The organism is Micromonospora endolithica (genome assembly GCF_003626595.1).
GTDB lineage: Bacteria > Actinomycetota > Actinomycetes > Mycobacteriales > Micromonosporaceae > Micromonospora > Micromonospora endolithica.
This window is the reverse complement of the sequence record NZ_RBAK01000001.1, coordinates 875,957-898,502: the sequence shown is the minus strand read 5'-3', so window position 1 is coordinate 898,502 and position 22,546 is coordinate 875,957. Positions and strand designations below refer to the sequence as shown.

At 73.5% G+C, this 22,546-nt stretch carries 21 protein-coding genes; 9 read left to right on the top strand and 12 right to left on the bottom strand.

Going from position 1 to position 22,546, the window contains the following annotated elements:
• Positions 1-39: 39 nt before the first annotated feature.
• Entirely contained in the window at positions 40-504 is a 465-nt protein-coding gene (locus D7223_RS03970; RefSeq protein WP_238161539.1) for a MarR family winged helix-turn-helix transcriptional regulator, read from the bottom strand.
• Between the two features lie 74 nt (positions 505-578).
• Between D7223_RS03970 and D7223_RS03965 the strand changes: the two genes are divergently transcribed.
• The gene (locus D7223_RS03965; RefSeq protein ID WP_120724857.1) at positions 579-1,070 is read left to right on the top strand and encodes an SgcJ/EcaC family oxidoreductase; all 492 of its coding nucleotides are present in this window, start codon (positions 579-581) and stop codon (positions 1,068-1,070) included.
• A 133-nt stretch (positions 1,071-1,203) separates the two neighbouring features.
• On the opposite strand, the gene glnA is transcribed toward D7223_RS03965, so the two are convergent.
• On the bottom strand, positions 1,204-2,628 hold the full coding sequence (gene glnA, locus D7223_RS03960; RefSeq protein ID WP_120724855.1) for a type I glutamate--ammonia ligase: 1,425 nt from the start codon (positions 2,626-2,628) through the stop codon (positions 1,204-1,206).
• Between the two features lie 395 nt (positions 2,629-3,023).
• Between glnA and D7223_RS03955 the strand changes: the two genes are divergently transcribed.
• Positions 3,024-3,431, top strand: a complete 408-nt coding sequence (locus D7223_RS03955; RefSeq protein WP_420330289.1) for an RDD family protein — start codon at positions 3,024-3,026, stop codon at positions 3,429-3,431.
• Between the two features lie 167 nt (positions 3,432-3,598).
• On the opposite strand, the gene D7223_RS32970 is transcribed toward D7223_RS03955, so the two are convergent.
• Complete coding sequence (locus tag D7223_RS32970) at positions 3,599-4,051, bottom strand: hypothetical protein (RefSeq protein WP_186832178.1); 453 nt, start codon at positions 4,049-4,051, stop codon at positions 3,599-3,601.
• Positions 4,052-4,140: 89 nt separating this feature from the next.
• Positions 4,141-4,830 (bottom strand): DUF4191 domain-containing protein, encoded by a 690-nt coding sequence (locus tag D7223_RS03945; protein WP_120724851.1) that lies wholly within the window; start codon positions 4,828-4,830, stop codon positions 4,141-4,143.
• Positions 4,831-5,022: 192 nt separating this feature from the next.
• Here D7223_RS03945 and D7223_RS32965 point away from each other — a divergent pair, with 192 nt between their 5' ends.
• Positions 5,023-5,193 carry a hypothetical protein gene (locus D7223_RS32965; protein WP_186832179.1) on the top strand — a complete coding sequence of 57 codons (171 nt, stop codon included), beginning with the start codon at positions 5,023-5,025 and terminating at the stop codon, positions 5,191-5,193.
• Positions 5,194-5,393: 200 nt separating this feature from the next.
• Positions 5,394-8,285, top strand: a complete 2,892-nt coding sequence (locus tag D7223_RS33910; RefSeq protein ID WP_272948667.1) for an ATP-binding protein — start codon at positions 5,394-5,396, stop codon at positions 8,283-8,285.
• A 45-nt stretch (positions 8,286-8,330) separates the two neighbouring features.
• On the opposite strand, the gene D7223_RS03935 is transcribed toward D7223_RS33910, so the two are convergent.
• Together D7223_RS03935 and lipA are read right to left on the bottom strand one after the other, a co-directional pair.
• Positions 8,331-9,953 carry a hypothetical protein gene (locus D7223_RS03935; protein WP_120724849.1) on the bottom strand — a complete coding sequence of 541 codons (1,623 nt, stop codon included), beginning with the start codon at positions 9,951-9,953 and terminating at the stop codon, positions 8,331-8,333.
• Positions 9,954-10,019: 66 nt separating this feature from the next.
• Complete coding sequence (gene lipA, locus D7223_RS03930; protein WP_120724846.1) at positions 10,020-11,072, bottom strand: lipoyl synthase; 1,053 nt, start codon at positions 11,070-11,072, stop codon at positions 10,020-10,022.
• A gap of 402 nt (positions 11,073-11,474) precedes the next feature.
• Here lipA and aspS point away from each other — a divergent pair, with 402 nt between their 5' ends.
• The 3 genes from aspS to D7223_RS03915 all read left to right on the top strand — a co-directional run bounded on the left by aspS (position 11,475) and on the right by D7223_RS03915 (position 13,833).
• Entirely contained in the window at positions 11,475-12,761 is a 1,287-nt protein-coding gene (aspS, locus tag D7223_RS03925; protein ID WP_120724843.1) for an aspartate--tRNA(Asn) ligase, read from the top strand.
• A gap of 80 nt (positions 12,762-12,841) precedes the next feature.
• Positions 12,842-13,204: an antibiotic biosynthesis monooxygenase gene (locus D7223_RS03920; protein WP_120724841.1), complete on the top strand. Its 363-nt coding sequence runs from the start codon at positions 12,842-12,844 to the stop codon at positions 13,202-13,204.
• Positions 13,205-13,209: 5 nt separating this feature from the next.
• Positions 13,210-13,833, top strand: a complete 624-nt coding sequence (locus D7223_RS03915) for a DsbA family oxidoreductase (protein ID WP_120724839.1) — start codon at positions 13,210-13,212, stop codon at positions 13,831-13,833.
• Positions 13,834-13,847: 14 nt separating this feature from the next.
• Here D7223_RS03915 and lipB read toward each other — a convergent pair whose 3' ends face one another.
• From lipB to D7223_RS03900, 3 genes are read right to left on the bottom strand one after another with little or no spacing between them, the layout of a single operon-like run.
• The gene (lipB, locus tag D7223_RS03910) at positions 13,848-14,489 is read right to left on the bottom strand and encodes a lipoyl(octanoyl) transferase LipB (RefSeq protein ID WP_120724837.1); all 642 of its coding nucleotides are present in this window, start codon (positions 14,487-14,489) and stop codon (positions 13,848-13,850) included.
• A 28-nt stretch (positions 14,490-14,517) separates the two neighbouring features.
• Positions 14,518-15,780, bottom strand: coding sequence for a TolB family protein (locus tag D7223_RS03905; protein WP_120724835.1), 1,263 nt, complete (start codon positions 15,778-15,780; stop codon positions 14,518-14,520).
• Between the two features lie 52 nt (positions 15,781-15,832).
• Entirely contained in the window at positions 15,833-17,653 is a 1,821-nt protein-coding gene (locus D7223_RS03900; RefSeq protein WP_120724833.1) for a DUF6311 domain-containing protein, read from the bottom strand.
• 231 nt (positions 17,654-17,884) lie between these two features.
• Between D7223_RS03900 and D7223_RS03895 the strand changes: the two genes are divergently transcribed.
• Positions 17,885-19,117 carry an extracellular catalytic domain type 1 short-chain-length polyhydroxyalkanoate depolymerase gene (locus tag D7223_RS03895; protein ID WP_120724830.1) on the top strand — a complete coding sequence of 411 codons (1,233 nt, stop codon included), beginning with the start codon at positions 17,885-17,887 and terminating at the stop codon, positions 19,115-19,117.
• Between the two features lie 59 nt (positions 19,118-19,176).
• Here the strand turns inward: D7223_RS03895 and D7223_RS03890 are convergent, their stop codons facing one another.
• Positions 19,177-20,076 (bottom strand): TIGR01777 family oxidoreductase, encoded by a 900-nt coding sequence (locus tag D7223_RS03890; protein ID WP_120724828.1) that lies wholly within the window; start codon positions 20,074-20,076, stop codon positions 19,177-19,179.
• Positions 20,077-20,122: 46 nt separating this feature from the next.
• Positions 20,123-21,130: an aldo/keto reductase gene (locus D7223_RS03885; protein WP_120724826.1), complete on the bottom strand. Its 1,008-nt coding sequence runs from the start codon at positions 21,128-21,130 to the stop codon at positions 20,123-20,125.
• A 53-nt stretch (positions 21,131-21,183) separates the two neighbouring features.
• Here D7223_RS03885 and D7223_RS03880 point away from each other — a divergent pair, with 53 nt between their 5' ends.
• On the top strand, positions 21,184-21,537 hold the full coding sequence (locus tag D7223_RS03880) for a MerR family transcriptional regulator (protein WP_120724824.1): 354 nt from the start codon (positions 21,184-21,186) through the stop codon (positions 21,535-21,537).
• Here the strand turns inward: D7223_RS03880 and D7223_RS03875 are convergent.
• A complete protein-coding gene (locus tag D7223_RS03875; RefSeq protein ID WP_120725734.1) occupies positions 21,519-22,457 on the bottom strand; it encodes a TIGR03621 family F420-dependent LLM class oxidoreductase in 939 nt (312 codons plus the stop codon). The two genes, D7223_RS03880 and D7223_RS03875, sit on opposite strands and share 19 nt — an antisense overlap.
• Positions 22,458-22,546 lie beyond the last annotated feature (89 nt).

Below are 22,546 nucleotides of genomic sequence, written 5' to 3'. Positions count from 1 at the left end.
CTGGGCCACATCGACTCGTGGCCCGCATTCGTGGTGCGGTCAGGGTCGGTTCGGCCGGCGTTGGCTGCTCCTGACCCGGATCACCTGCTCCTCCTGCACTCGACGGGCAACCTGAAGGAAGTCGAGGATGATGGCGAGTTGCTCGGCGGGGTACCCGGCCAGAGCCTTTGCGCCGGCGTCGCCGACCGGTGCGTAGATGACGTGTTCGGCGTCGCGCGCGGCGTCGGTCGCGGCGACGAGGACGCGCCTCCTGTTGTGGGGATCGTGGATCCGGACGGCCAGTCCGGCTCGCTCCAGGCGGTCGATGACCGTGGTGGTGGCGGCGGGGCTGAGCTTGAGCGCCGCACTTAGTTCGCCGGCCGACAGGGGGTCGCCTCCGGCCAGGAGGAGATCGAGCGCCCGCAGGTCTGTTCGGTTGATCTTGAGCGCGGTGGCGGCGGCCTCGTCGAATGCGTCGAAGCTCTGCTGTAACAGGCGCAGGCTGGTCGCCACCTCGCGGATCATGCTATCTTTCGACACTCGAAATCTCCTGCTATCGTAACGTCCGGCAATCTAATCGTACTGGACAGGAGAATTCGATGACCAGCGACGACCACGCGATCACGACGCTGTTCCACCACCTCATGCAGGCCTGGACCGACAACGACGCGGTCGCCTACGCGGGCTGCTTCACCGAGGATGCTGACTACGTCTCGTACGACGGCACCCGAGCCGTCGGTCGGGCGCCCATGCAACACGCCCACGACCAGCTCTTCCGCGGCGTGCTCGCCGGTTCTGCCCTGGTCGGCGGCATCGAGTCGATCCGCTACCTCAACAATGACGTCGCCGTCATCCACGGCACCGCGTCGGTCCTGATGCCCTGGCGCTCCACGCTGCCCAAGCGGCGACTGTCCCGGCAGACCCTGGTTGCGGTCCGCGCCGAGGAGGGGTGGCGGTTCACCGCCCTGCACAACGGTCGAGTGCGACCAGTCAGCATCCCTGCCCCTGACTCGCCGCCCGCACGCATGGCCAAGGCCATGGGCCGTCTGGCTCACCGCCTCGGCGTCGGCCGTCGTACCGCGACAACCTGAGACCCGGCAGCCGTCACCCGGCCGACACGAAACGGCGGCCACGCCGGCTGTGAGCCGGGCGTGACCGCCGTCCGTAGGTGGTAACCAAGATCAGTGTTGATCCTGTTTGCTCAGGTCGGCGCCTTGATTGACCTCAGCAGTCGAAGTACATGGCGAACTCGTGCGGGGTCGGGCGCAGGCGCACCGGGTCGACCTCGTTGGCCCGCTTCCAGTTGATCCAGGTGGAGATCAGGTCCGGCGTGAAGACGCCGCCGTCGAGCAGGTAGTCGTGGTCGGCCTCCAGCGAGTCCAGCACCGCCGGCAGCGAGCCCGGCACCTGCTTGACGTCGCCCCATTCCTCCGGCGGGAGGTCGTAGAGGTCCTTGTCGATCGGCGCCGGCGGCTCCATCTTGTTCTTGATGCCGTCCAGGCCGGCCATCATCATCGCCGAGAAGGCGAGGTACGGGTTGCTGGACGGGTCCGGCACCCGGAACTCGACCCGCTTGGCCTTGGCGTTGCTGCCGGTGACCGGGATGCGGGTGCAGGCGGAGCGGTTGCGCTGCGAGTAGACCAGGTTGACCGGCGCCTCGTAGCCGGGCACCAGACGCCGGTACGAGTTGACCGTCGGGTTGGTGAAGGCCAGCAGCGACGGGGCGTGGTGCAGCAGGCCGCCGATGTACCAGCGGGCGGTGTCCGACAGCCCGGCGTAGCCGGTCTCGTCGTAGAACAGTGGCTCGCCGTTGAGCCAGAGGCTCTGGTGGGTGTGCATGCCGGAACCGTTGTCGCCGAACAGCGGCTTGGGCATGAACGTCGCGGTCTTGCCGGCGTTCCAGGCCTCGTTCTTGATCAGGTACTTGAAGAGCTGGAGCTGGTCGGCGGCGTGCAGCAGGGTGGAGAACTTGTAGTTGATCTCCGACTGGCCGGCGGTGCCGACCTCGTGGTGCGAGCGCTCCACGGTGAACCCGGCGTCGACCAGGCGGCGGACCATGCTGTCCCGCAGGTCGGCGTAGTGGTCCACCGGCGGGACCGGGAAGTAGCCGCCCTTGTAGGCGGTCTTGTAACCCCGGTTGCCGCCCTGCTCCTCCCGGCCGGTGTTCCAGGCGCCCTCGACGGAGTCGATGTAGTAGAACGACTGGTGCGCCGAGGTCTCGTGGCGGATCGAGTCGAAGATGTAGAACTCCGCCTCGGCGCCGAAGTAGGCGGTGTCGGCGATGCCGCTCGCGGCGAGGAAGGCCTCGGCCTTCTTGGCCACGTTCCGCGGGTCGCGGGTGTAGGCCTCGCGGGTGAACGGGTCGTGGATGAAGAAGTTGAGCGCGAGGGTCTTCTGCGCCCGGAAGGGGTCGACGAAGGCGGTCGCGACGTCCGGGAGCAGGAGCATGTCCGACTCGTGGATCGCCTGGAAACCGCGGATCGAGGAGCCGTCGAAGGCGAGGCCCTCGGTGAGGAGCGCGTCGTCGACCGACTCGACCGGCATGTTGAAGTGCTGCATCACGCCGGGCAGGTCACAGAAACGAACGTCGACGAACTTCACGTCCTCGTTCTTGAGGTATCGCAGGAGTTCCTCGGAATTGGCGAACACACGTCCTCCTGGCACGTCCACTGGGTGGCTAGGCTTCTGGCGACGCTATGGCCGAGCGGTTGCCCGGCCATGTCTTGAGTGTTTCTGCCGTGTTACGTCCCTCGCGGTGCGTCATCCGCGCCGGTCGTCCGGTCCGCGGCCGCCCGTCGGGACGCCGTCGGCTGTGCCATTCTAGGGATACTTGCTCGCTTTGGCCCATTTTCGCGCCCTGGGCGCGGCCGCTGTCCGCCCGGCCGACCCGCCCGGCCGAACGGCCCACCAGCCTTGATCCACCCGGTTCCCCGACCTCGGGGTGTCCGCCCAGGGCCCCCCGAGGTCAGGGGATGTCGTGTGGATCACCGGCCCGGCCCGGCCCGGCCCGGCCCGGCCCGGTCGGCTGGATACCCTTTACCGTTGTGAGCACGCCGCAGCGAGATCCTCGACCGCCCGCCTCGGACCCGTCCTTCACCCCGCCCACCCTGGGTCGGCGGTTCGGTGCGCTGGTCATCGACTGGGTGCTCTGCCTGCTCGTCTCCCGCGGCTTCGCCGACCCGGTCACCGACGGCTGGGCCCCGGTCCTGGTGCTGATCCTGGAGTACGGCTTCTTCCTCGGCCTCTTCGCGCAGACCCCCGGCATGTACATCACGAAGATCCGCTGTGTGTCGTGGTCCGACGGCGGCCGGATCGGCCTGATCCGGGCCTCGCTGCGCGGCCTGCTGCTGGCGCTGGTGGTGCCCGCCCTGCTGATGGACGAGCACCGCCGCGGCCTGCACGACCGCCTCACCGGCTCGGTGATCACCGACGCCCCCCGCCGCCCCGCCTAACCCCCCCACCCCACCCCCGCGCCCCCGCCCGCTCCACTCACCTCCGCGATCTTGCACTTTGTGCGGGGGCATAAGCCGTGAAAATCCCGTACCGGCGACCCAAAGTGCAAGATCGCGGTGGCGGTGGCGGTGGCGGTGGTGGGGGTGGGGGTGGGGGTGGGGGTGGGTCAGGGTGGTGTGGTGAGGGTGGTCAGGGTTAGGGCGAGCAGGATGTCGGGGGTGTGGGCGAGCATCGACAGGCGCCAGAGCCGGTTGTCCGGGTTCCACCAGCGCTCCGGCAGGTAGACGCAGATCACGAACTTCGCCAGGTGCGTCATCGACAGGAAGAAGGGGAGGAAGGCGAGCCACTCGGCGACGGTGAACGCGAGGTCGACGGTCCGGCCGTCGGCGAAGACCCGGATCGGGACCAGCACCGGGATCGACACGGCGAACGTCGTGCCGGACAGCAGGAACCAGCCGGCCATCCGGTTGAGGTGGCGCAAGCCGAGGTCCAGGACGTCCTCGCCGGGCAGCCCCGCCTCCTCGATCACCTCGGCGCGCTGCTCCGGCCCACTGCCGTTCCCGGCGAACCGGGCGATCGGACCGGCGAACCGGCATACCACCCAGAGCCCCACGTCCACCTGGTCACCCTCCCGTCGGTTCGCTCGACGAGACCACGAGGGCCGGCTCCCGTGCGGAGTCCGGCCCTCGTTCGCGTACGCCCGCGGGGTCAGCGGCCCCGCGACTGGCGGAAGGCGCCGCGCGGCGGTCGCATGTTCTTGGGGATCGCGCCCTTCGGCAGCTGCGGGCGGGCGGTGAGCGCCTTGAGTCGCTTGTCCAGCGAGTTGACGTCCTTGCCGCTCAGGCTGCGGGGGAGCCGCATGAGGGTCATCCGCAGCTTGCGGACCGGCAGCTGCCCCTCCTCGGTGCCGATCACGTAGTCGTGCAGCGGCGCGTTGCCGATGACCTTCGCCAGCCGGCGCTTCTCCTGGCCGAGCAGGCCGCGCACGCGCTGGGGGTTGCCCTCGGCCAGCAGGATCACCCCGGGCCGGCCGATGACCAGGTGCACCATGTCCATCTGCGTGGTGGAGGTGACCGCGGGGGTGACCCGCCAGTCGCCCCGCATGTTCTCCATGATCTGCGCGGCGGCGCCGGGCTGCCCCTCGGCGGCGTTCATCATCGCCCGGTTCGACCGCAGGTTGAGCACGATCAGCAGGCAGAGCAGCGCGAACAGGATGCCCACCGGGATCCAGAACCAGCCCCACAGGAGGAAGGCGACCACGGTGAGCGCGAGCGGGATGACGACGGCCGCGAAGGCCAGGGGGGCGAACCACCTGTCCTGCTTGGCGGTGAACCGGAACACCATCCCGATCTGCTTCAGCCGCTGGCCGAACGAGACCTTCTCCTGGGGCTTTGCCATGCCGGAGAGTCTAATGGTCGGAGTCCGCGCCCGGTGTCGGCGGGCGGCTGAGTACCTTACGGCCCGCCACGCCCTTCGAGGGCGGTCGGTAAGGAGGTCCTGCGGACGAAGATCAGGCACCGCACCCATGCCCGGCGGGCACCTTCGCGCGCAGAGTCGAGGTCAGCACCCGACGACCGCGAGGAGCCCGACATGTTCGCCAACGATCCCGACTTCCTGCTCAGCGTCCACCGTACCCACGCCGCCGAACTGCGTGCCGAGGCCGCCGTCGACCGGCTGGCCCGTACGCTGCCGCGCCGCTCGGCGCGCGGCTGGCTCAGCCGCCGGCACGACGCCGGCCGCGGTGGCGCGGCCGCCCGGTGACCGCGCCCACGCCGGCGGTCGCCGACCGGCACCCGGCCCCGCAGCCCGAACCGGGCCGCGGGGCCGACGCGCGTTCCGGACCGGCATCCCGGACCGCCGACCCGACCGGGCCGGCACCGGGGAACGGCGCGACCGGGCCCGCCGGGGCCCGGCCGATCGGCGGGCCGGGGTACGGCGGGAGGTCTGGCATGCTCGGTGCCGTGACCGCACGCGCCGCCTGCACCGTCCTCGTCGGCCGCCAGCGTGAGCTCGCCGCCCTGCGGGACGCCCTGGCCCGGGCCCGGACCGGCGAACCCACCACCGTCCTGGTCGGCGGTGAGGCCGGGGTGGGCAAGACGCGGCTGCTGGAGGAGTTCGGCGGCCTGGCCGTCACCGGCGGCGCGCGGCTGCTGGTCGGGCAGTGCCTCGAACTCGGCGAGGCGGGCCTTCCGTTCGCGCCGTTCGCGGCGGCGTTGCGGGCGGTGCTGCGCCGCGACGGGCCGGCGGTCTTCGACGGATACGAGGCGGAGTTCGCCCGACTGCTCCCCGAACTGGCGCGGGGGCCGCTCGGGGCCGCCCTACCGGCCGCCGGGGCCTCCGACGCGCCGCGCGGCTACCTGTTCGACCTGGTCGCGGAGTTGTTCGGTCGGCTCGCCGCCGAGCAGCCACTGGTGCTGGTGATCGAGGACCTGCACTGGGCCGACCGCTCCACCCGGGACCTGATCGGCTTCCTGGTCCGGGCGGCGCGCACCGACCGGCTGCTGCTGGTCTGCACGTACCGCACCGACGAACTGCACCGCGGCCACCCGCTGCGCCCGTTCCTGGCCGAGCTGGACCGCGCCCGCGCCGTCGAGCGGGTGGAGCTGGGCCGCCTGGAGCGCGACGGCACCGCGGCGATCCTGGCCGACCTGCTGGGTGCCGAGCCGGCCGCCCGCGCCGTCGACGACATCCACGACCGCACCCAGGGCAACCCGTTCTTCATCGAGGAGCTGGCCGCCGCCGGTGACCCGGTCGGCTGCGCGGCCCTGCCGGAGACCCTGCGTGACCTGCTGCTGGCCCGGGTGGACCGGCTGCCCGACGCGGCCCAGCGGGTGCTGCGGATGGCCGCCGCCGGAGGCACCCGCTTCGCCCACCAACTCCTCGCCGAGGTCGCCGGCATGCCGGAGGCGGAGCTGGAGGACGCGCTGCGGGCCGCCGTCGCGGCTCAGCTCGTGGTGGCCGACCCGGACGGCGACTACGAGTTCCGGCACGCGCTGGTCCGCGAGGCCGTGCACGACGAGCTGCTGCCGGGCGAGCACGCGCGCCTGCACGCCCGCTACGCGGCCGCCATCGAGGCCCAGCCGCATCTCGTCGCCGCCGGGCGCGCGCCGGCCGAGATCGCCCATCACTGGTACGCCGCACACGACCACCCCCGCGCGCTGGTGACCGCGCGTACCGCCGCCCGCGCCGCCGCCGACCGGTACGCGTACGCGGAGCAGAGCCGGCTGCTGGAGCGGGTGCTGGAGCTGTGGGAGCTGGTGCCGGACGCGGCCGAGCGGCTGGGCATGGACCACCTGGCGGTGCTGGAGGAGACGCTCGGGGCGGCCACCACCGCCGGCGACTACCAGCGGGCGTTGACCCTGACCCGGGCCGCGCTGAGCGAGGTGGACACCGACGCGGAACCGCTGCGCGCGGCCCGGCTGCTGGACCGGCGGGGCCGGATGCTGGCCACCCTCGGCAAGAGCGACGGCACCGCCGAGCTGCGGGAGGCGTACCGGCTGGCGCGGCAGGTGCCGGACGGCCCGGAACGGCTGCGGCTGCTCGCCGACGTCGCCGCCCACCTGGGTCGGGTGGATCCCGCCGAGGGGGCCCGGATCGTCGCGGAGGTGACCGCCGCGGCGCGGGCCTGCGGGGTGGACGCGCACCTGCCGATCCAACTGGCCGTGGCGGCACGGCGGGACGACGTACCCGACCTGGGGCTGGCCGAGCTGCGTCGCTGCGAGGCGCTGGCCCGCGCCGCCGGGGCGGTACCGGCACTGGTCAGCGCCCTGGTGCACATCTCCGACGTGCTGTTCGAGCTGGGCCGCTACGAAGACTCGGCGCGCGCCGCCGGCGACGGGGTGGCCGAGGCGCGGCGGGTGGGGATCAGCCGGTCCACCGGCGCGTACCTGCTGTCCAACCGGGCCGAGGCGCTGCTCGCGCTGGGCCGCTGGACGGAGGCGGACGAGGCGTGCGCGGAGGCCGCGCGGATCGACCCGCCCGGGGTCACCGGCTCGCACTGGCAGCAGCTGCGGGCGGGGCTGCGACTGGCCCAGGGCCATCCGGGCGCGGACGAGTCGGTGGGGCGGGCTTTGAGCTTCCTGTCCAAGCCGTACCTGCACCCGAACCAGCGGCTGCCGCTCATCGAGCTGCGGCTGGAGGCGGCGCTCGCCACCGGCGACGAGGCGGAGGCCCGGCGCGCGGCGGAGACCGGTCTGGCCGACAACAGCCTGGTCGGCTGCCCGCGCTACGGGTGGCCGGTGCTGGCCGCGCTCGCCCGGGTCGCCCGGCACCTGGACGACGACCCGCTCGCCGCCCGGGTCGCCGCGCTGGCCGCCGGGGTACCGGTGCGGTATCCCGCCGAGCGGGCGTACGCGGCGCAGGTCACCGCGAGCCGGGCGGCCGGTGACGAGGCGTTGCCCGCCTGGCGTGCGGCGGTGGCCGCCTGGCGGGCCGACGGGCAGCCGTGGCCGCTGGGCCGGGCGCTGCTCGCGCTGGCCGAGGCCGCCGCCGGTGCGGGGGCGCGGGACGAGGTGGCCGAGGCGCTCGCCGAGGTGGCCGCGCTGGCCGGCCGGCTCGACGCGGCCCCGCTCGCCGCGCAGGCCGCCACGCTGGCCCGGCGGGTCGGCCTGCGGGGGGCGACCCGGGGCCGGCCGGGGGCCGACCTGCTGACCGCCCGGGAGCGGGAGGTGCTGCGGCTGGTCGCCGAGGGACACAGCAACAGCCGGATCGCCGAGCGGCTGTTCATCTCGCCGAAGACGGCCAGCGTGCACGTGTCCCGCATCATCGCGAAGCTGGACGTGCACAACCGCGTCGAGGCCGCCGCGCTGGCACACCGCCTGAACCTGCTGTCCGATCCCGCCCCCGGGCGTTAGGAAGGGACCCTTCCTCTACCGCAGGCGTTAAGAAGGGGCCCTTCCTTACCGGGTGTAGGCGTGCCAGCCGGGGACGGTCAGCAGGGGTTGGAAGTCGGGGTCGGCGCGCAGCCGCTCGTGCAGCGGCGAGCCGGACCAGGCGAGCCACGCCGCGTCCGGGGACGACTCGACCGCCCTGCGGTAGGGACCGTACCGGTCGTGGCCCGGGGTCAGGTCGTCGTCGACCACCGCGCACACCACGTCCTCCCGACTGGCGAAGGTGAGCCGGTTGCAGGTCCAGTAGCCGCCGTACACGTGCCGCACCCCCCGCTCGCGCAGCGCGGCGACCAGGACGTCGTGCCGGGCCTGCTCCGCGCGGGCGGCCGGCACCGTAGCCAGCGCGCCGGCGGTGGCGACCCCGGCGGTGCCGAGGACCGCCACCAGCGCCCCGGCCGCCGCGACACCGCCCAGGGCCCGCCGGCCACCGGCCGCCGGCCACCGCCGGGCCGCGTCCCACAGCGGCCACAGCAGCGCCGGTACGGAGAGGAGCAGGCAGGACAGGTAGCGGGAACTCTCGATCGGGGTACGCCCGGACGAACTGCTCAGCGCGTACCCGGCGAGGGTGGCCACCGCCCCGCCGACCAGTGCGAGCGACACGGCCGCCCGGGCCCGTCGGGCCGACCCGGCGGCACCCGGCCCGGACGGTTCGGACGGGCGAGCCGAGGTGGCCGGGGTGCGCAGGGTGCGCCACGCGGTGACCGCGGCGGCGAGCAGCAGCAGCGGCAGCGCCACCGCCCACCAGAGCTGCCAACCGGCGCACCGGCCCGGGAAGCAGAAGCCCATGCCCAGCGGGGGGCCGAGCACCAGTGCGCCGTGCAGCCGGTCCGCCCATCCGGCGGACTGGCCGGAACCGGCCGCGGCGAGTACCGCGTCGAGGGGACTGCGGCCGGCGACGATGCTGTCCACCAGCAGCGGGGCGGCCCCGACCAGCGCGCCGAGGCCGAGCAGCGCGCCGGCCTGACCGCGCAGCTCCCGCCACCGGAGGACGACCAGCACCAGCGCGAGGCCGGCCACGTACGGCAGCACCAGCGGGTCCACCCAGAGCAGCAGACCGGCGAGCAGCCCCCAGCCCGCCCAGCGCGGCCCCCGCCGTCCGGGTCGACCGGCGGCCAGGTCGTACCCGAGGACGGCCAGCGCCACCCCGGCGGCGTTCATCTCCGGGTAGCCGCCCCCGGCGATCAGTTGGTTCTTGACCTCCCGGTCCGCCCCGAGCGCCAGCACCACGACGACCAGTAGGGCGAACCAGCGGTCCGCGGTGAGCCGGAGCGTCAGCCGCCAGGCCAGCAGCAGGAAGACCGCGTACAGGGCCAGGGTGGGCACCCGCAGCGCGAACGTCGACGGTCCGGCCAAGGCGAACACCGGCGCGGCCAGGTACGCCTCCAGCGTCCCCATGTACCGCTGGCCGTAGAACCACACCGGGAACTCCCGCCCCTGCGTGATGTGCAGGGCGGCCAGCCCCATCGTGGCCTCGTCGCTGTTGGTCGGCGGCGCGTCGGCGAGCAGCAGCCCGAGGCGGTACCCGATGCCGGCCACCACCGCCAGCACGGTGAGCAGGGTCGGCAGCCGGGTCCAGGCCGCCGGGAGCGCGCGCAGCGCGTCGCGTGGCTCCTCGCGTACGCCGGCGGTCATGGGCTGATCATGGCACCCGGCTGGTGGCCCGTGCGGCGCGGTGCCGGCGCGGCGGCCGGGGTTTCGTCAGCTCGCGGTGCCGACCGGGGTGGCCGCGCGGGCGTCCAGCGCCTGTCGGTAGAGGCGCCCGGCGCGGTACGACGAGCGCACCAGCGGACCACTCATCACACCGGCGAAGCCGATCTCCTCGGCCTCCTCGCGCAGCTCCACGAACTCCTCCGGCTTGACCCAGCGCTCGACCGGGTGGTGCCGGGGGCTGGGGCGCAGGTACTGCGTGATGGTGATCAGCTCGCAGCCGGCGTCGTGCAGGTCGCGCAGCGCCTGGGAGATCTCGGCGCGCTCCTCGCCCATGCCCAGGATGAGGTTGCTCTTGGTGACCAGGCCGTCGGCGCGGGCCTGCCGGATCACGTCCAGGGACCGCTCGTAGCGGAACGCCGGACGGATCCGCTTGAAGATCCGGGGCACCGTCTCCACGTTGTGCGCGAGCACCTCCGGCCGGGAGCCGAAGACCTCGGCGAGTTGCTCCGGCACCGCGTTGAAGTCGGGGATCAGCAGCTCCACGCCGCAGCCGGGCTGCAGGGCGTGGATCTGCCGGACCGTCTCGGCGTAGAGCCAGGCGCCGCCGTCGGGCAGGTCGTCGCGGGCGACACCGGTGATGGTGGCGTAGCGCAGGCCCATCGACACGACCGACTCGGCGACCCGGCGGGGCTCGTCGGCGTCGAACTCGGCCGGCTTGCCGGTGTCGATCTGGCAGAAGTCGCAGCGCCGGGTGCACTGGTCGCCACCGATGAGGAAGGTCGCCTCCCGGTCCTCCCAGCACTCGTAGATGTTGGGGCAGCCGGCCTCCTGGCACACGGTGTGCAGCCCCTCGCGGGACACGAGTCCGCGCAGCTGGGTGTACTCCGGGCCCATCTTGGCCTTGACCTTGATCCACGGCGGTTTGCGCTCGATCGGCGTCTCGGCGTTGCGCGCCTCGATCCGCAGCAGCCGCCGCCCCTCGGGGGCGGGCGTCGCGGGGCGCGCAGCCTGGCCGGTCGTCGGCGCGGAGTGCTCGATCGTCACAAAACCGAGCCTACGCCCGTCGGTGCCGGTCGATGCACGTCGGGCGACCGCCGTCACGCGCCAGATGTTGTGACGCCGGACACCAGAGCCGGAAAAATCCGCGTCACATCGACCCGGGGGAGTGCTAGCGTGCGCCGCAAAGCTGTGACGGAGCCGAGTAGGGCGCCGCGACGCCAGTACGAGAGAGCCGCCGGTTGCTGTGAGGCGGTCTGGCGGCGGCGCGTGAAGACCCTCCCGAGCTGCGGGAAGAACGGTAAGGAAGGGCACCCTCTTAACGCCTCGTGTAGAGGAAGGGCCCCTTCTTAACACCCAGTAGACCCCGCCCGGCTGGCCCCGGTGAAAAGGCGACGAACGAGGCTCCCGCCCACGGCGGGGGCGAAGGTGTGGTGGCACCGCGAGGATCCCGCTCGCCCACACCTCCCGGGGATCGCGTTGCGATTGATCGAGGAGGTAACCGCTGTGCAACGCATCCTGTCCTCCCAGCTCACCGCCCAGGTGGGCCAGACCGTGCGGATCGCCGGTCACGTGCACCGTCGCCGGCTGCTCAGGTCGGTGGCCTTCCTGATCGTGCGGGACGCCGCCGGGCTGGCCCAGGTGGTGGTCACCGACGCCGCCGTACGCGCGGCCGTGGCGGCGCTGCCCGAGGAGACCGTGGTCGAGGTGGTCGGCACGGTGGTCGCGAACACTGCGGCATCCGCCGGGGTCGAGCTGACCGCCCCGACGGTACGACCACTCGGCCCGCCCGCCGCACCACCGCCCTTCGACCTGTACCGGCCGACGCTCACCGCCTCCCTGCCCACCCAGCTCGACCACGCGCCGGTCGCGCTGCGGCACCCGACCCGGTCGGCGGCGCTGCGGATCTCGGCGGCGGCGGTGGCCGGTTTCCGGGCCGCCCTGGACGCCCGTGACTTCGTGGAGATCCAGACGCCGAAGGTGGTCGCCTCGTCCACCGAGAGCGGGGCGAACGTGTTCGCGCTGGACTGGTTCGGCCGGCCCGCCTATCTGGCGCAGTCGCCGCAGTTCTACAAGCAGCTGATGGTCGGCGTCTTCGAGCGGGTGTACGAGGTGGGTCCGGTGTTCCGCGCTGAGCCGCACGACACCGTCCGGCACCTGGCGCAGTACACGTCGCTCGACGCCGAGCTGGGCTACGTCGCCGACCACCGGGACGTCATGGCGGTGCTGCGGGACACCCTCGCCGGGATGCTGGACACGGTGGTCGACCGGGCCGGTGCCGCCGTGGCCCGGTTGGACGTGGCGGTGCCGCGGGTGCCGGCGGAGATCCCGGCCGTGCACTTCACCGAGGCGCTGCGGATCGCCGCCGCACCGGCCGACGAGCCGGACCTGGCACCGGCGCACGAGCGGGCGCTGGGGGAGTGGGCGCGGGTCGAGCACGGCTCGGACTTCCTCTTCGTCACCGGGTACCCGATGGCCAAGCGGCCCTTCTACACCCACCCGGACCCGGCGCGGCCGGCGTACTCCAACGGTTTCGACCTGCTCTTCCGCGGCCTGGAGCTGGTCACCGGCGGGCAGCGGCTGCACCGGCACGCCGACTACCTGGCGGCGTTGGCCGCCCGGGGCGAGCCGGTCGAGCCGTACGCCGGCTACGTCGACGCGTTCCGCCACGGCATGCCCCCGCACGGCGGCTTCGCCATCGGCCTGGAACGCCTCGTGGCGCGCCTCACCGGTGCCAGGAACATCCGCGAGGTCGCGGCCTTCCCCCGCGACCTCAACCGCCTGACTCCCTAACCCACTCCACCCGGGGATTGACCTCAACCTTGGTGGAGGTTGCAGGCTGGTCGCGGTGGGAGCGGGGAGGGGATTCATCGATGGCCACGGACGACGGCTTCTATTCGATCATCGAGCACGCGGTGGACGGGGTGGAGACAGAGCGGGAGGTGGTCGAGGCCTTCGCGGCGATCCAGGAACGGTGGGTGCGCTTCTACCCCGGCTACCGGTCGGCCCGCTTCCACGCGAGCACCGACGGCACCCGGGTCGTCAACATCGTGCACTGGGCCACCGAGGCCGACTACCGGCACTTCGTGGAGACCTCGGACACCGAGGGGCGGATGGCCGCCATCACCACGGCCATGGCCGCGCTCGCCGGCCGGGCCGAGGCGCGTACCAGCAGCCGCCCGACGTTCCGCGTGGTACGCGAGGTCGGCCCCGGGCCACGGCGACAGGACTCGTGAGGCCGATGACCGTCGTCGAGGCGTACGTCGATGTGCTCTGTCCCTGGTGCTGGATCGGCAAGCGGCGACTGGACGCCGCGCTCGGCGGGCTGTCCGGCCCCCGGCCGGAGATCGTCTGGCGGGCGTACGAACTCGATCCGGACGCGGGCCGGTCACCGGGGCCGACGGCGGCCGAGGCGATGGCGCGGTGGTGGGGCGACCGGGCGGAGGCCCGCGTCCGACGCATCCGCGAACTCGGCGCCGCCGAGGGCCTGGACCTGGATCTGCACCGCGCCCGTCCGGTGAACACCTTCGACGCGCACCGGCTGTGCCGGCTGGCCGGGGAGCGCGGGCTGGCCGGTCCGATGCTGGAGCGCCTGCTGCGGGCGTACCACTCGCAGGGGCGCGACGTCGCCGACCCGCACACGCTGCGCGACCTGGCGACGGAGGTGGGCCTGGACGACGCCGAGGTGCGGGTGTTGCTCGACGGCGACCGCTACGCCGACGAGGTACGCGCCGACCGCCGCCGGGCCGTCGAACGGGGGGTGACCGGCGTGCCGACGCTTGTCGTCGGCGACCACGCACCGGTACCGGGAATCCAGCCGGTGGGGAGACTGCGTGACCTGATGGCCGCCGCGCGCACCGGGTGACCGGGTCGGGTCTCTCAGGCTCCGACGAGGGTCGGCAGGTGCCGCTCGACCACCGGCAGGGCGGCGGCCACCGTGATCGGGCGGCCCAGCTCGGCGGTGAGCGAGGTGACCCCGGCGTCCCGGATGCCGCAGGGCACGATCCGGTCGAAGGACGTCAGGTCGCAGTCGCAGTTGAGCGAGAACCCGTGCAGGGTGACGCCCCGCGCCACGCGGATGCCGATGGCGGCCACCTTGCGGGCCGGACCCCGCTCGTCCTGCGGCACCCACACCCCGCTGCGCCCCTCGATCCGGCCGGCGGTCAGGCCGAACTCGGCGCACACGTCGATGAGCAGTTGCTCGGTGCGTCGGACGTAGGCGACCACGTCGACCGGGTCGGGCAACCGCAGGATCGGGTAGCCGACCAGCTGACCCGGACCGTGCCAGGTGATCTTGCCGCCGCGGTCCACGTCGACGACGGGAGTGCCGTCCATCGGCCGGTCCCACGGCTCGGTGCGCTTGCCGGCGGTGTAGACGCTCGGGTGTTCCAGCAGCAGCACGGTGTCGCCGCGCTCGCCGGCCACCACGGACTCGTGCAGCCGGCGCTGCTCGTCCCAGGCGGCCTGGTAGTCGAGCAGGCCGGCGTGGACGGCGGTCAGGCCGGAGGTCGTCGCGCTCACGTGACCAGCCTAGACCCGTACCGGCCGGTCACCCCGGGTGAGCCGGCTCACCGCCGGGCGACGCCGGCGCGTGCCGGCGACGGCGGGCCAGCCGTCGCCACCGCGCCACCGCGAGCAGCACCACCGGTAGGGCGAGCAGCACGAGCAGCCAGGGCGGCGCGGCGAACGGCGACGGGCGGGGCACCGGCCCGCCGTAGGCGGCCCGGGCCACCAGGTCGCGGGGCACCACCAGGTCACTGACGCCGGCCGGCGAGTCCAGCAGGATCTGCTCCCCGGCGCCGGTGAGCGCCACCAGCGCGGTGTGCCGCCGTTCGTGGTGGGCATCCGGGGAGTGCCGCTTCACCACCGGGTCGGCGCCCCGCCAGCCGACCAGCTCCATCGCCGAGCCGGTGACCGGCACGGCGTCACCCGTCGGGCGGCCGGTGGCGGCGTCCAGGTACTCCACCCGCCACGCGCGTCGGATCAGCTCGGCGGCGTCGGGGCAGACCGTGCAACCGTCGTACGCCAGCAGCGCCAACCGCCGCCCGTCCGGCGACCAGGCGGCGGGACCGGCCAGCGTCCGGCGCTCGTCCAGGTCCACCTGCCACCGCACGCCGCCGCTCGGGTCGGTCACCACCAGCCGGTGCCGCTCGGCGGCTTCCTCGCCCGGGTTGACCGGGCCGGCCACCGCGAGCAGGGATCCGTCGGGCGACCAGGACGCCGCCGCGTGACTGGCGAAGGTGCCCACCGGGAGCACCCGTTCGGCTCCGGTCCACGGGTCGACGGCGAGCAGGTCGTCCGGCTTCGACGGATCGTTGAGCTGCGCCCCGTCCGGCCCGTAGGTCAGCACCGCGTCGTCGTTGGCCTGCGTCGCGACGACCTGCCGCCCGTCCGGGAACCAGGTCAGCGGACGCAGCCCCGGCCGGTGCGCACGCCGCTCGTCGCCGGTCCGCAGGTCGATCAGTCCGCCGGTGCCGGGCCGCAGGTACCACCGGCCGTCCGGAGACAGCGGGCCGTGGCCCTCTCCGACCTGGATCGGCAACAGCCGGTAGCCGCCGTCGCGCCCGACGACCACGCCGGTCGACTCCAGATAGCGGGTGCGGCCGGTGAAGAACAGCACCGACGCCGGGCCGACCGGATGCTGCCCGACGGTGGCCTGCCACAGCCACGGGTTGTGCACCCGGCTCGGTACCGCGGCGGCCGGGGTCGGGTCGCGGCGCGCGGCCCACCAGATGGGCGCCTGCACGGCCACCGCCACGAGGGCGACCACGACGACGGCGGTGGCGGCGGCGCGGATCCGGGATCTGGCCATGACCCCATTAGACGCGACCACGCGCCGCCGTGGTGTCCCCGCCGGCCGTGGCTCAGCTCTGCGGTACCCGCCACACCCACACGTCGTCGACCCGCTGCGGCTCCCCGAGCAGCGCCGTCGCGGTCCGCCGGATCGCGTCCTCGTCCACCGGCCACTTGGCGCCGTGCACCTGGTCGGCCAGCACCAGCGTCTCGATCCGCCAGTGCCGCAGGTCGGCGCGGACCTCCTCGATCGTCCCGGCGGTGATGATCGGCACCAGCCCGGAGCGCCCCGCCTGGTCCACCAGCGCGCCGAGCGGCCGCGGCGGCGGGCCGATGCGGCCCCGCCCGTCCGGGCCGCCGGGGCCGAGGAAGAAGCCGGACGGGATGGCGAACTCACCCTGCCGGTGCGCCAGGGCGTACGCCTGCCAGCGCTGGCCGTCCGGGTAGACGTCCAGGGTCAGCGGCAGCGGGGTGAGCACCCCGCCGGGCGAGACGTACTCCCGCCAGGTGCCGGAGGTGATGAACTCCGGGATCGGTTCCCGCTCGACGGTCAGCAGCGGTGTCGGCAACAGCGGCAGCAGGGCCACTGCGAACCCCGCCGCCCAGGCCAGCCGCGCCGGACGCCGCCGGGGCGGGTCGGCGCGGAGCTGGTCGACGGCGTACGCCAGCAGCACCCCGATCACCGGCGTCACCACCAGGGCCAGCCGGGCGGGCAGGGCGGCGTTCACCACCGGCAGTTGCCCGAGCACGTCGAAGGGCATCGGCAGGTCGAACCGGCGGCCGTCGACCTTCGCCACCGGGCCGAACGAGAGCACCGTGAAGCCGACGCCGAGCACGCCCAGCGCCCAGAGGGTGGCCCGCCGACCGGGCGCGGCGCGGCGCCACAGCAGGACGAAGGCGGCGACGGCCAGCACCAGCAGCGGCAGGCCGAAGAACGAGTTCTCCTCGGTCGGGTTCGGGGCGAGCCGGGTACCGAGCCCCACCTCCCCGGCCAGCGACCGGCGCGGGTACGCCGCGTAGGCCGCGACGTCCTCCGAGTGGATCACCGCGTCGAACCCGGTGCCGTGGAAGCGCTGCGGACCGGCGAAGTGCAGCCACAGTGGGTACGCCAGCAGCACCGCGGCGACCACGGCGGTCACCCCGAGCCCGCGCAGGAAGCCGGGCAGCGCCGCCCGCGCCTCCGCCCGGGTGGCCGGGTGCAGCCCCCACACGGCGACGAACACGCCGAGGGCCAGCGCGGTGAAGAAGAGTCCCTCGGCGGCGATCGAGAACGCGACCGCGACCAGCACGCCGAGGATCGCCCCGTCGCGCAGCCGGTGCGTGGTGTGGCGCAGCGCGAACACCCGCCAGATCAGCAGCGGCACCAGCCAGCCGGCGGTCCAGTTCAGGTGGGCGTTGGCGTGCGAGACCATGCCGGGGGAGAAGCCGATGAACACCCCGCCGACCCCGGCGGCGACGCCGCTCAGGCCGAACTGCCGGGAGAGCAGCCAGTACCAGGCCAACGCCGTGGCGGCGAGGTTGAGGGTGAGGATCACCAGGAAGGTGGCCGGCGGCCCGATCAGGTACGTCAGCGGCGCGAACACCACCGCGTACACGGTGATCGAGGTGTTCACCGCGAGGTTGACCCCGTCCGGGACGTTGATCAGATCGGTGAACAGCGGGTTCTGCCCGTGGGTCAGCGCGTGACCGCCGAATGCCAGCAGCCACTCGAAGAGCGCCTGGTCGCTGGAGTTGACCGTGATGGTGCGGACGTTCGGGTCGCGCCAGAGGCCGCTGGTCACCCACACCGCCAGGACCAGCGCGGCCAGCGTGACGATCAGGTCGGCCCGGCGGTCGCGTACGGCGCGGGGCGCGGAGGCCGGTGAGGCAGCCAGGGACGGGGAGGTCGGCACGCAGCGGACGTTACCAATCGGATCTGGACACGCCGGTCAGACCTGCAAGGAAGGGCCCCTTCTTAACGCCTCCGGTAGGTGAAGGGCCCCCTCTTAACACCGACGACCCGGGCACACACCTCCACACCGGTGAATATGTGACCGTGGCCCATGTCACAGCGTCGACACATCGACGTAACGTCGCGGCAATTCGCGGGTGACCCAGTTCACAATCCCCGACAGGAGGCCCCCGTGCGCCGCAACACCACCCTCTTCGCCCGGCTGGCCGGCGCGGCAGCCGGGTTCGTCCTGGCCGCCGCGGCGGTCGTCGCCGTGTCCACCCCCGCCCAGGCCGCCAGCCTCACCCAGGTCACCGGGTTCGGGTCCAACCCCGGCAACCTGACCATGTACGCGTACCGCCCGGACAATCTCCCCGCCAACGCCCCGGCGGTGGTGCTGCTGCACGGCTGCACCCAGAACGGCCCCGGATACTTCACCAACAGCGGCTGGCAGAAGTTCGCCGACCAGTGGAAGTTCACCGTGATCGTGGCCGGGCAGTCCAGCGCGAACCAGGCGTTGAGCTGCTTCAACTGGTTCGTCGAGGGCGACATCCGGCGGGGTCAGGGCGAGGCTCTGTCGATCAAACAGATGGTCGACCACGCGAAGGCGAACTACGGCACCGACGCCAACCGCGTCTTCGTCAGCGGCCTCTCCGCCGGTGGCGCGATGAGCGCGGTCATGCTCGCCACCTACCCGGACGTGTTCCGCGGTGGCTCGGTCATCGCCGGCCTGCCGTACCGGTGCTCCCCACCGGCCTCGACCAGCACCTGTCAGAACAGCGGTGTGAACAAGACCCCGGCCGCCTGGGGCGACCTGGTCCGCGCCGCCTACCCCGGCTACAGCGGCCCGTACCCCCGCGTGTCGATCTGGCACGGCACGTCCGACTACGTGGTGGTCCCGGCCAACGCCACCGAGCTGCGCGACCAGTGGACCAACGTGCGGGGGGTGTCCCAGACCCCGACCAGCACCGCGTCGCTGCCCGCGAACACCAGCGTCGAGGTGTACGGCAACAACGACGTCCGCGTCCAGCGGGTCTCCGGGATGGGCCACGGCACGCCCGTCGACCCGGGTTCGGCGGCGAACCAGTGCGGCACCGCCGGGGCGTACGTCCTGGACACCATCTGCTCGACGTACTACGACGCGCTGTTCTTCGGGTTGAACGGCGGCGGCACCAACCCGACCCCGACGCCGACCACCGGCCCGACGCCGCCGCCCACCCCGACCGCGTCGCCCACGCCGCCGCCGACGACCAGCCCGACCTGCGTCACCGCCAGCAACTACGCGCACGTCACCGCCGGTCGCGCCTACCAGTCGGGTGGGTACGCGTACGCCAACGGATCGAACCAGCGGATGGGCCTCTACAACACCTTCTACACCAGCGCCCTGAAGCAGACCGGCCCCAACTACTGGGTGATCGGCTGCTGACCGTCCAGTGTTAAGAAGGGCCCCCTGCTATACGCGAGGCGTTAACGGGGGGCCCTTCCTTACTCCGTGAGGGCGGCGTGCAGGGCGCTGGACAGGTCGGGGTGGCGGAAGTCGAACCCGGCTCCGGTGAGCACGCCGGGCAGCACCCGGGTGCTGGCCAGCGCCTCCTGCGCGAAACCGCCGAGCACCACCCGCAGCGCCAGCCCCGGGATCGGCACCACCGCCGGCCGGTGCAGCTGCCGGGCCAGTTCACGGGTGAACTCGGCGTTGGTCACCGGGGACGGCCCGACCAGGTTCACCGGGCCGGCGATGTCGGCGCGGGCCAGCAGGAACGTCGACGCGTGCAGCCAGTCGGTCATCGACATCCACGGCAGCCACTGCCGGCCGCTGCCCAGCCGCCCGGCGATGCCCAGCCGGAACGGCAGCAGCTGGGGCTTGAGCAGCCCGCCGTCGCGGTGCAGCGGCAGCCCGGTCCGCATCCGCACCACCCGTACCCCGGCGTCCTCGGCGGGCCGGGTCGCGGCCTCCCACACCCGGCACACGTCGGCCAGGAACCCCTCACCGGCCGGGGCGTCCTCCTCCACGGACCGGTCACCGGTGTCGCCGTACCAGCCCACCGCGGAGGAGTTGAGCAGCACCTCCGGCCGCTCCGCGGCGGGCAGGCCGGCGATCGTGACCGCCAGGGTGGTGGTGGAGTCCACCCGGCTGGACCGGATGAGCTGCCGGTACTCGTCGGTCCACCGCTTGTCGCCGACGCCCGCCCCGGCCAGGTTGACCACCGCGTCGGCCTCCGCGACCACGGCCGGGTCGAGCTGGCCGGCGGCCGGGTCCCATCGCCGCTCCTGCTCGGAACGGGGTGCCCGCCGGACCAGCCGGGTGATCCGGTGCCCGTCGGCGGTGAGCAGGGTGGCCAGCCGGGTGCCGAGGAAGCCGGACGCGCCGGCCATGAGGATCCGCATACCCCTATCTTCGGTCACCGAGGGGAATCCGGATGCGTCACACGGGTCACGCCCGCGCGGCGCGCACGTCGTCGAGGAGCTTCTCCACCTCGGCGAAGGCCGCGTCGGGCAGCGGACCGTACGCCAGTGTCCCGAGGTTCTCCTCCGCCTGGGCGACGGTCCGGCAGCCGGGGATGGGCAGGGTCCGCGGGCTGCGCGCGAGCAGCCAGCCCAGCGCGCCCTGGGCGAGGGTGCGCCCGTCGGCGGTGAGGACCTCCCGGACCCGTGCCACCCGGCCGGCCCACGCGGCGTCCGGCACGCCGTCGGTGAACCAGGGCAGCCAGTCGGGGGCGAGCCCGCGTACGTCGTCGCTGCCCCGGGCCACCGGAGCGCCCTGGTACTTCGCGGTGAGCAGACCCATCGCCAGCGGCCCCCGGTTCAGGCTGGCGAGGTCGAACTCGTCGCAGACGGCCAGCATCTCGGCGTTGTCGTGCAGCACCGACTGGTCGTGCTCGATCGCCGCGCAGTGCGGTCCGGCCAGCGCGAAGGCGCGTGCCGAGGCGGGGTTGTCGGTGCTCCACCCGTACGCGCGGATCTTGCCCTGGGTGACCAGGGCCTCCAGGGTGTCGACCAGGTCGAGCGCGGCGGTGGCCGGCAGGTCGTTGAGGTGCAGCAGGTAGAGGTCGACGTGGTCGGTGCCCAGCCGCCGCAGCGACCCCTCCAGGCTGGCCACCGCGTGGTCTCCGCTGGCGTCCACCCCGGTCGCCCGGCGGGTCGCCTCGTCGGAGCGGTTGCCGAACTTGGTGGCGATCACCGCCCGGTCCCGCCGGCCGGCCAGTGCCCGGCCGAGCACCCGTTCGCTGTGCCCGGCGCCGTAGTTGCTGGCCGTGTCGAACAGCGTCACGCCGAGGTCCAGTGCGGTGTGGATGGTGCGGATCGACTCGTCGTCGTCCACCTCGCCCCACCCGTAGGGCTGGCCGTCGTCGCCCCACAGTGGCCCACCGATCGCCCAGCAACCCATGCCGAGCGCGCCGACCTCGATTCCGCTGCGTCCGATGATCCGTGTCGTCGTCATGGGTACAGCTTTCAATCTGGAGTGCGCTCCAGGTCAAGCGTTAGCCTGCGGTCATGTACGCACCCTCCGAGGCCGCCCGCCGCAGCGGGTTCAGCCTCGACACCCTGCGCTACTACGAGAAGATCGGGCTGCTCGGCGCGGTCGGCCGCACGTCCGCCGGGCGCCGCGTCTTCACCGACGACGACCTGGGCTGGCTGGTGCTGTTCCGCTGCCTGCGGGACACCGGCATGCCGATCGCCGAGATGTGCCGCTATGCCGAGCTGGCCCGGGAGGGCGAGCACACCGCCGGCGAGCGCCGGGCGTTGCTGGAGAGTCACGCCGTCCGGGTGGAGGAGCAGATGCGCCTGCTGCAGAACCAGTACGACCACCTCCGGGAGAAGATCCGCTTCTACGAGCGGCTCGGCTGAGCGTCGCCGGCCAGGCGGGCCAGGAGCGGGCTGAGCGGGTCGAGCGCGTTCCGGCGTACGACGAAACGGGTGATGCCCCAGCGGCGTTCGTGCGCGGTCACCGCCGCGTGGATCTCGTCCACCGTGCCGATCAGGACGTACGGCGTGGCCAGCAGCTCCGCCACCGTCAGGCCGGTCTCCCGGGCGGTGTCCGCGGCGGCGGCCTCGGCGTCGTCGGTGACCACGACCTGCTGCACCAGCGCCTCCAGCACCGGCGGGGTGTCCCGGCCCGCCGCGCCCGCCGCGACCTCGGCCAACTGGGCCTGGATGTCGGCCTCCCGCCACCGCACCTCGTGCGCGTAACCGTCGGGCAGCGTCCGGCCGAGGCCGGCGAGCCCGACGACGTCGGCGTGCGCGCCGGCCCAGCGCAGCAGCCGGGAGTTGGCCGTGCCGATGGTCAGCGGTACGCGGGACTGGACCGGGCGCGGCCCGGCCAGCCGCGCGCCGTGCACGACCAGGTCGGGGGAGTCGACGGTGATCTCCGCCCCGTCGAGCAGGGCGCGGACGGCCTCGGCGACGGCCACGCAGCGGCGGACCCGGCCGGCCACGTCGGGGCGCTCCCGGCCGACGGCCCGCCACTCCGCCGGCGTGTGTCCGGCGCCCAGACCCAGCCGGGCCCGCCCGCCGGAGAGCAGGTCGAGGGTGGCCACGTCGCCGGCGAGCAGGGCCGGCTCGCGGACACCGGCGTTCGAGACGTTGGTGCCCAGACCGAGCGTCGTGGTCACCGCCGCGGCGGCGGCGAGAGCGACGAACGGCGCGGCCGCCTTGCCGGGATGGTCGGGGGCGAACAGGGCGTCGAAGCCGGCCGCCTCCGCGCGCCGGGCCAGGTCGAGCCAGTCGGCGGCGTCGGTGGGGGTGGCCTGGAGCGAGAAGGTCGTCACCCCTGCCAGGGTGCCGCCCGCCGGGCCGGCCGGCCAGTCCGCGCGGGCCGGTTCTGCTACCGGCAGATCACCGGCGGGGTGCTGGGGCG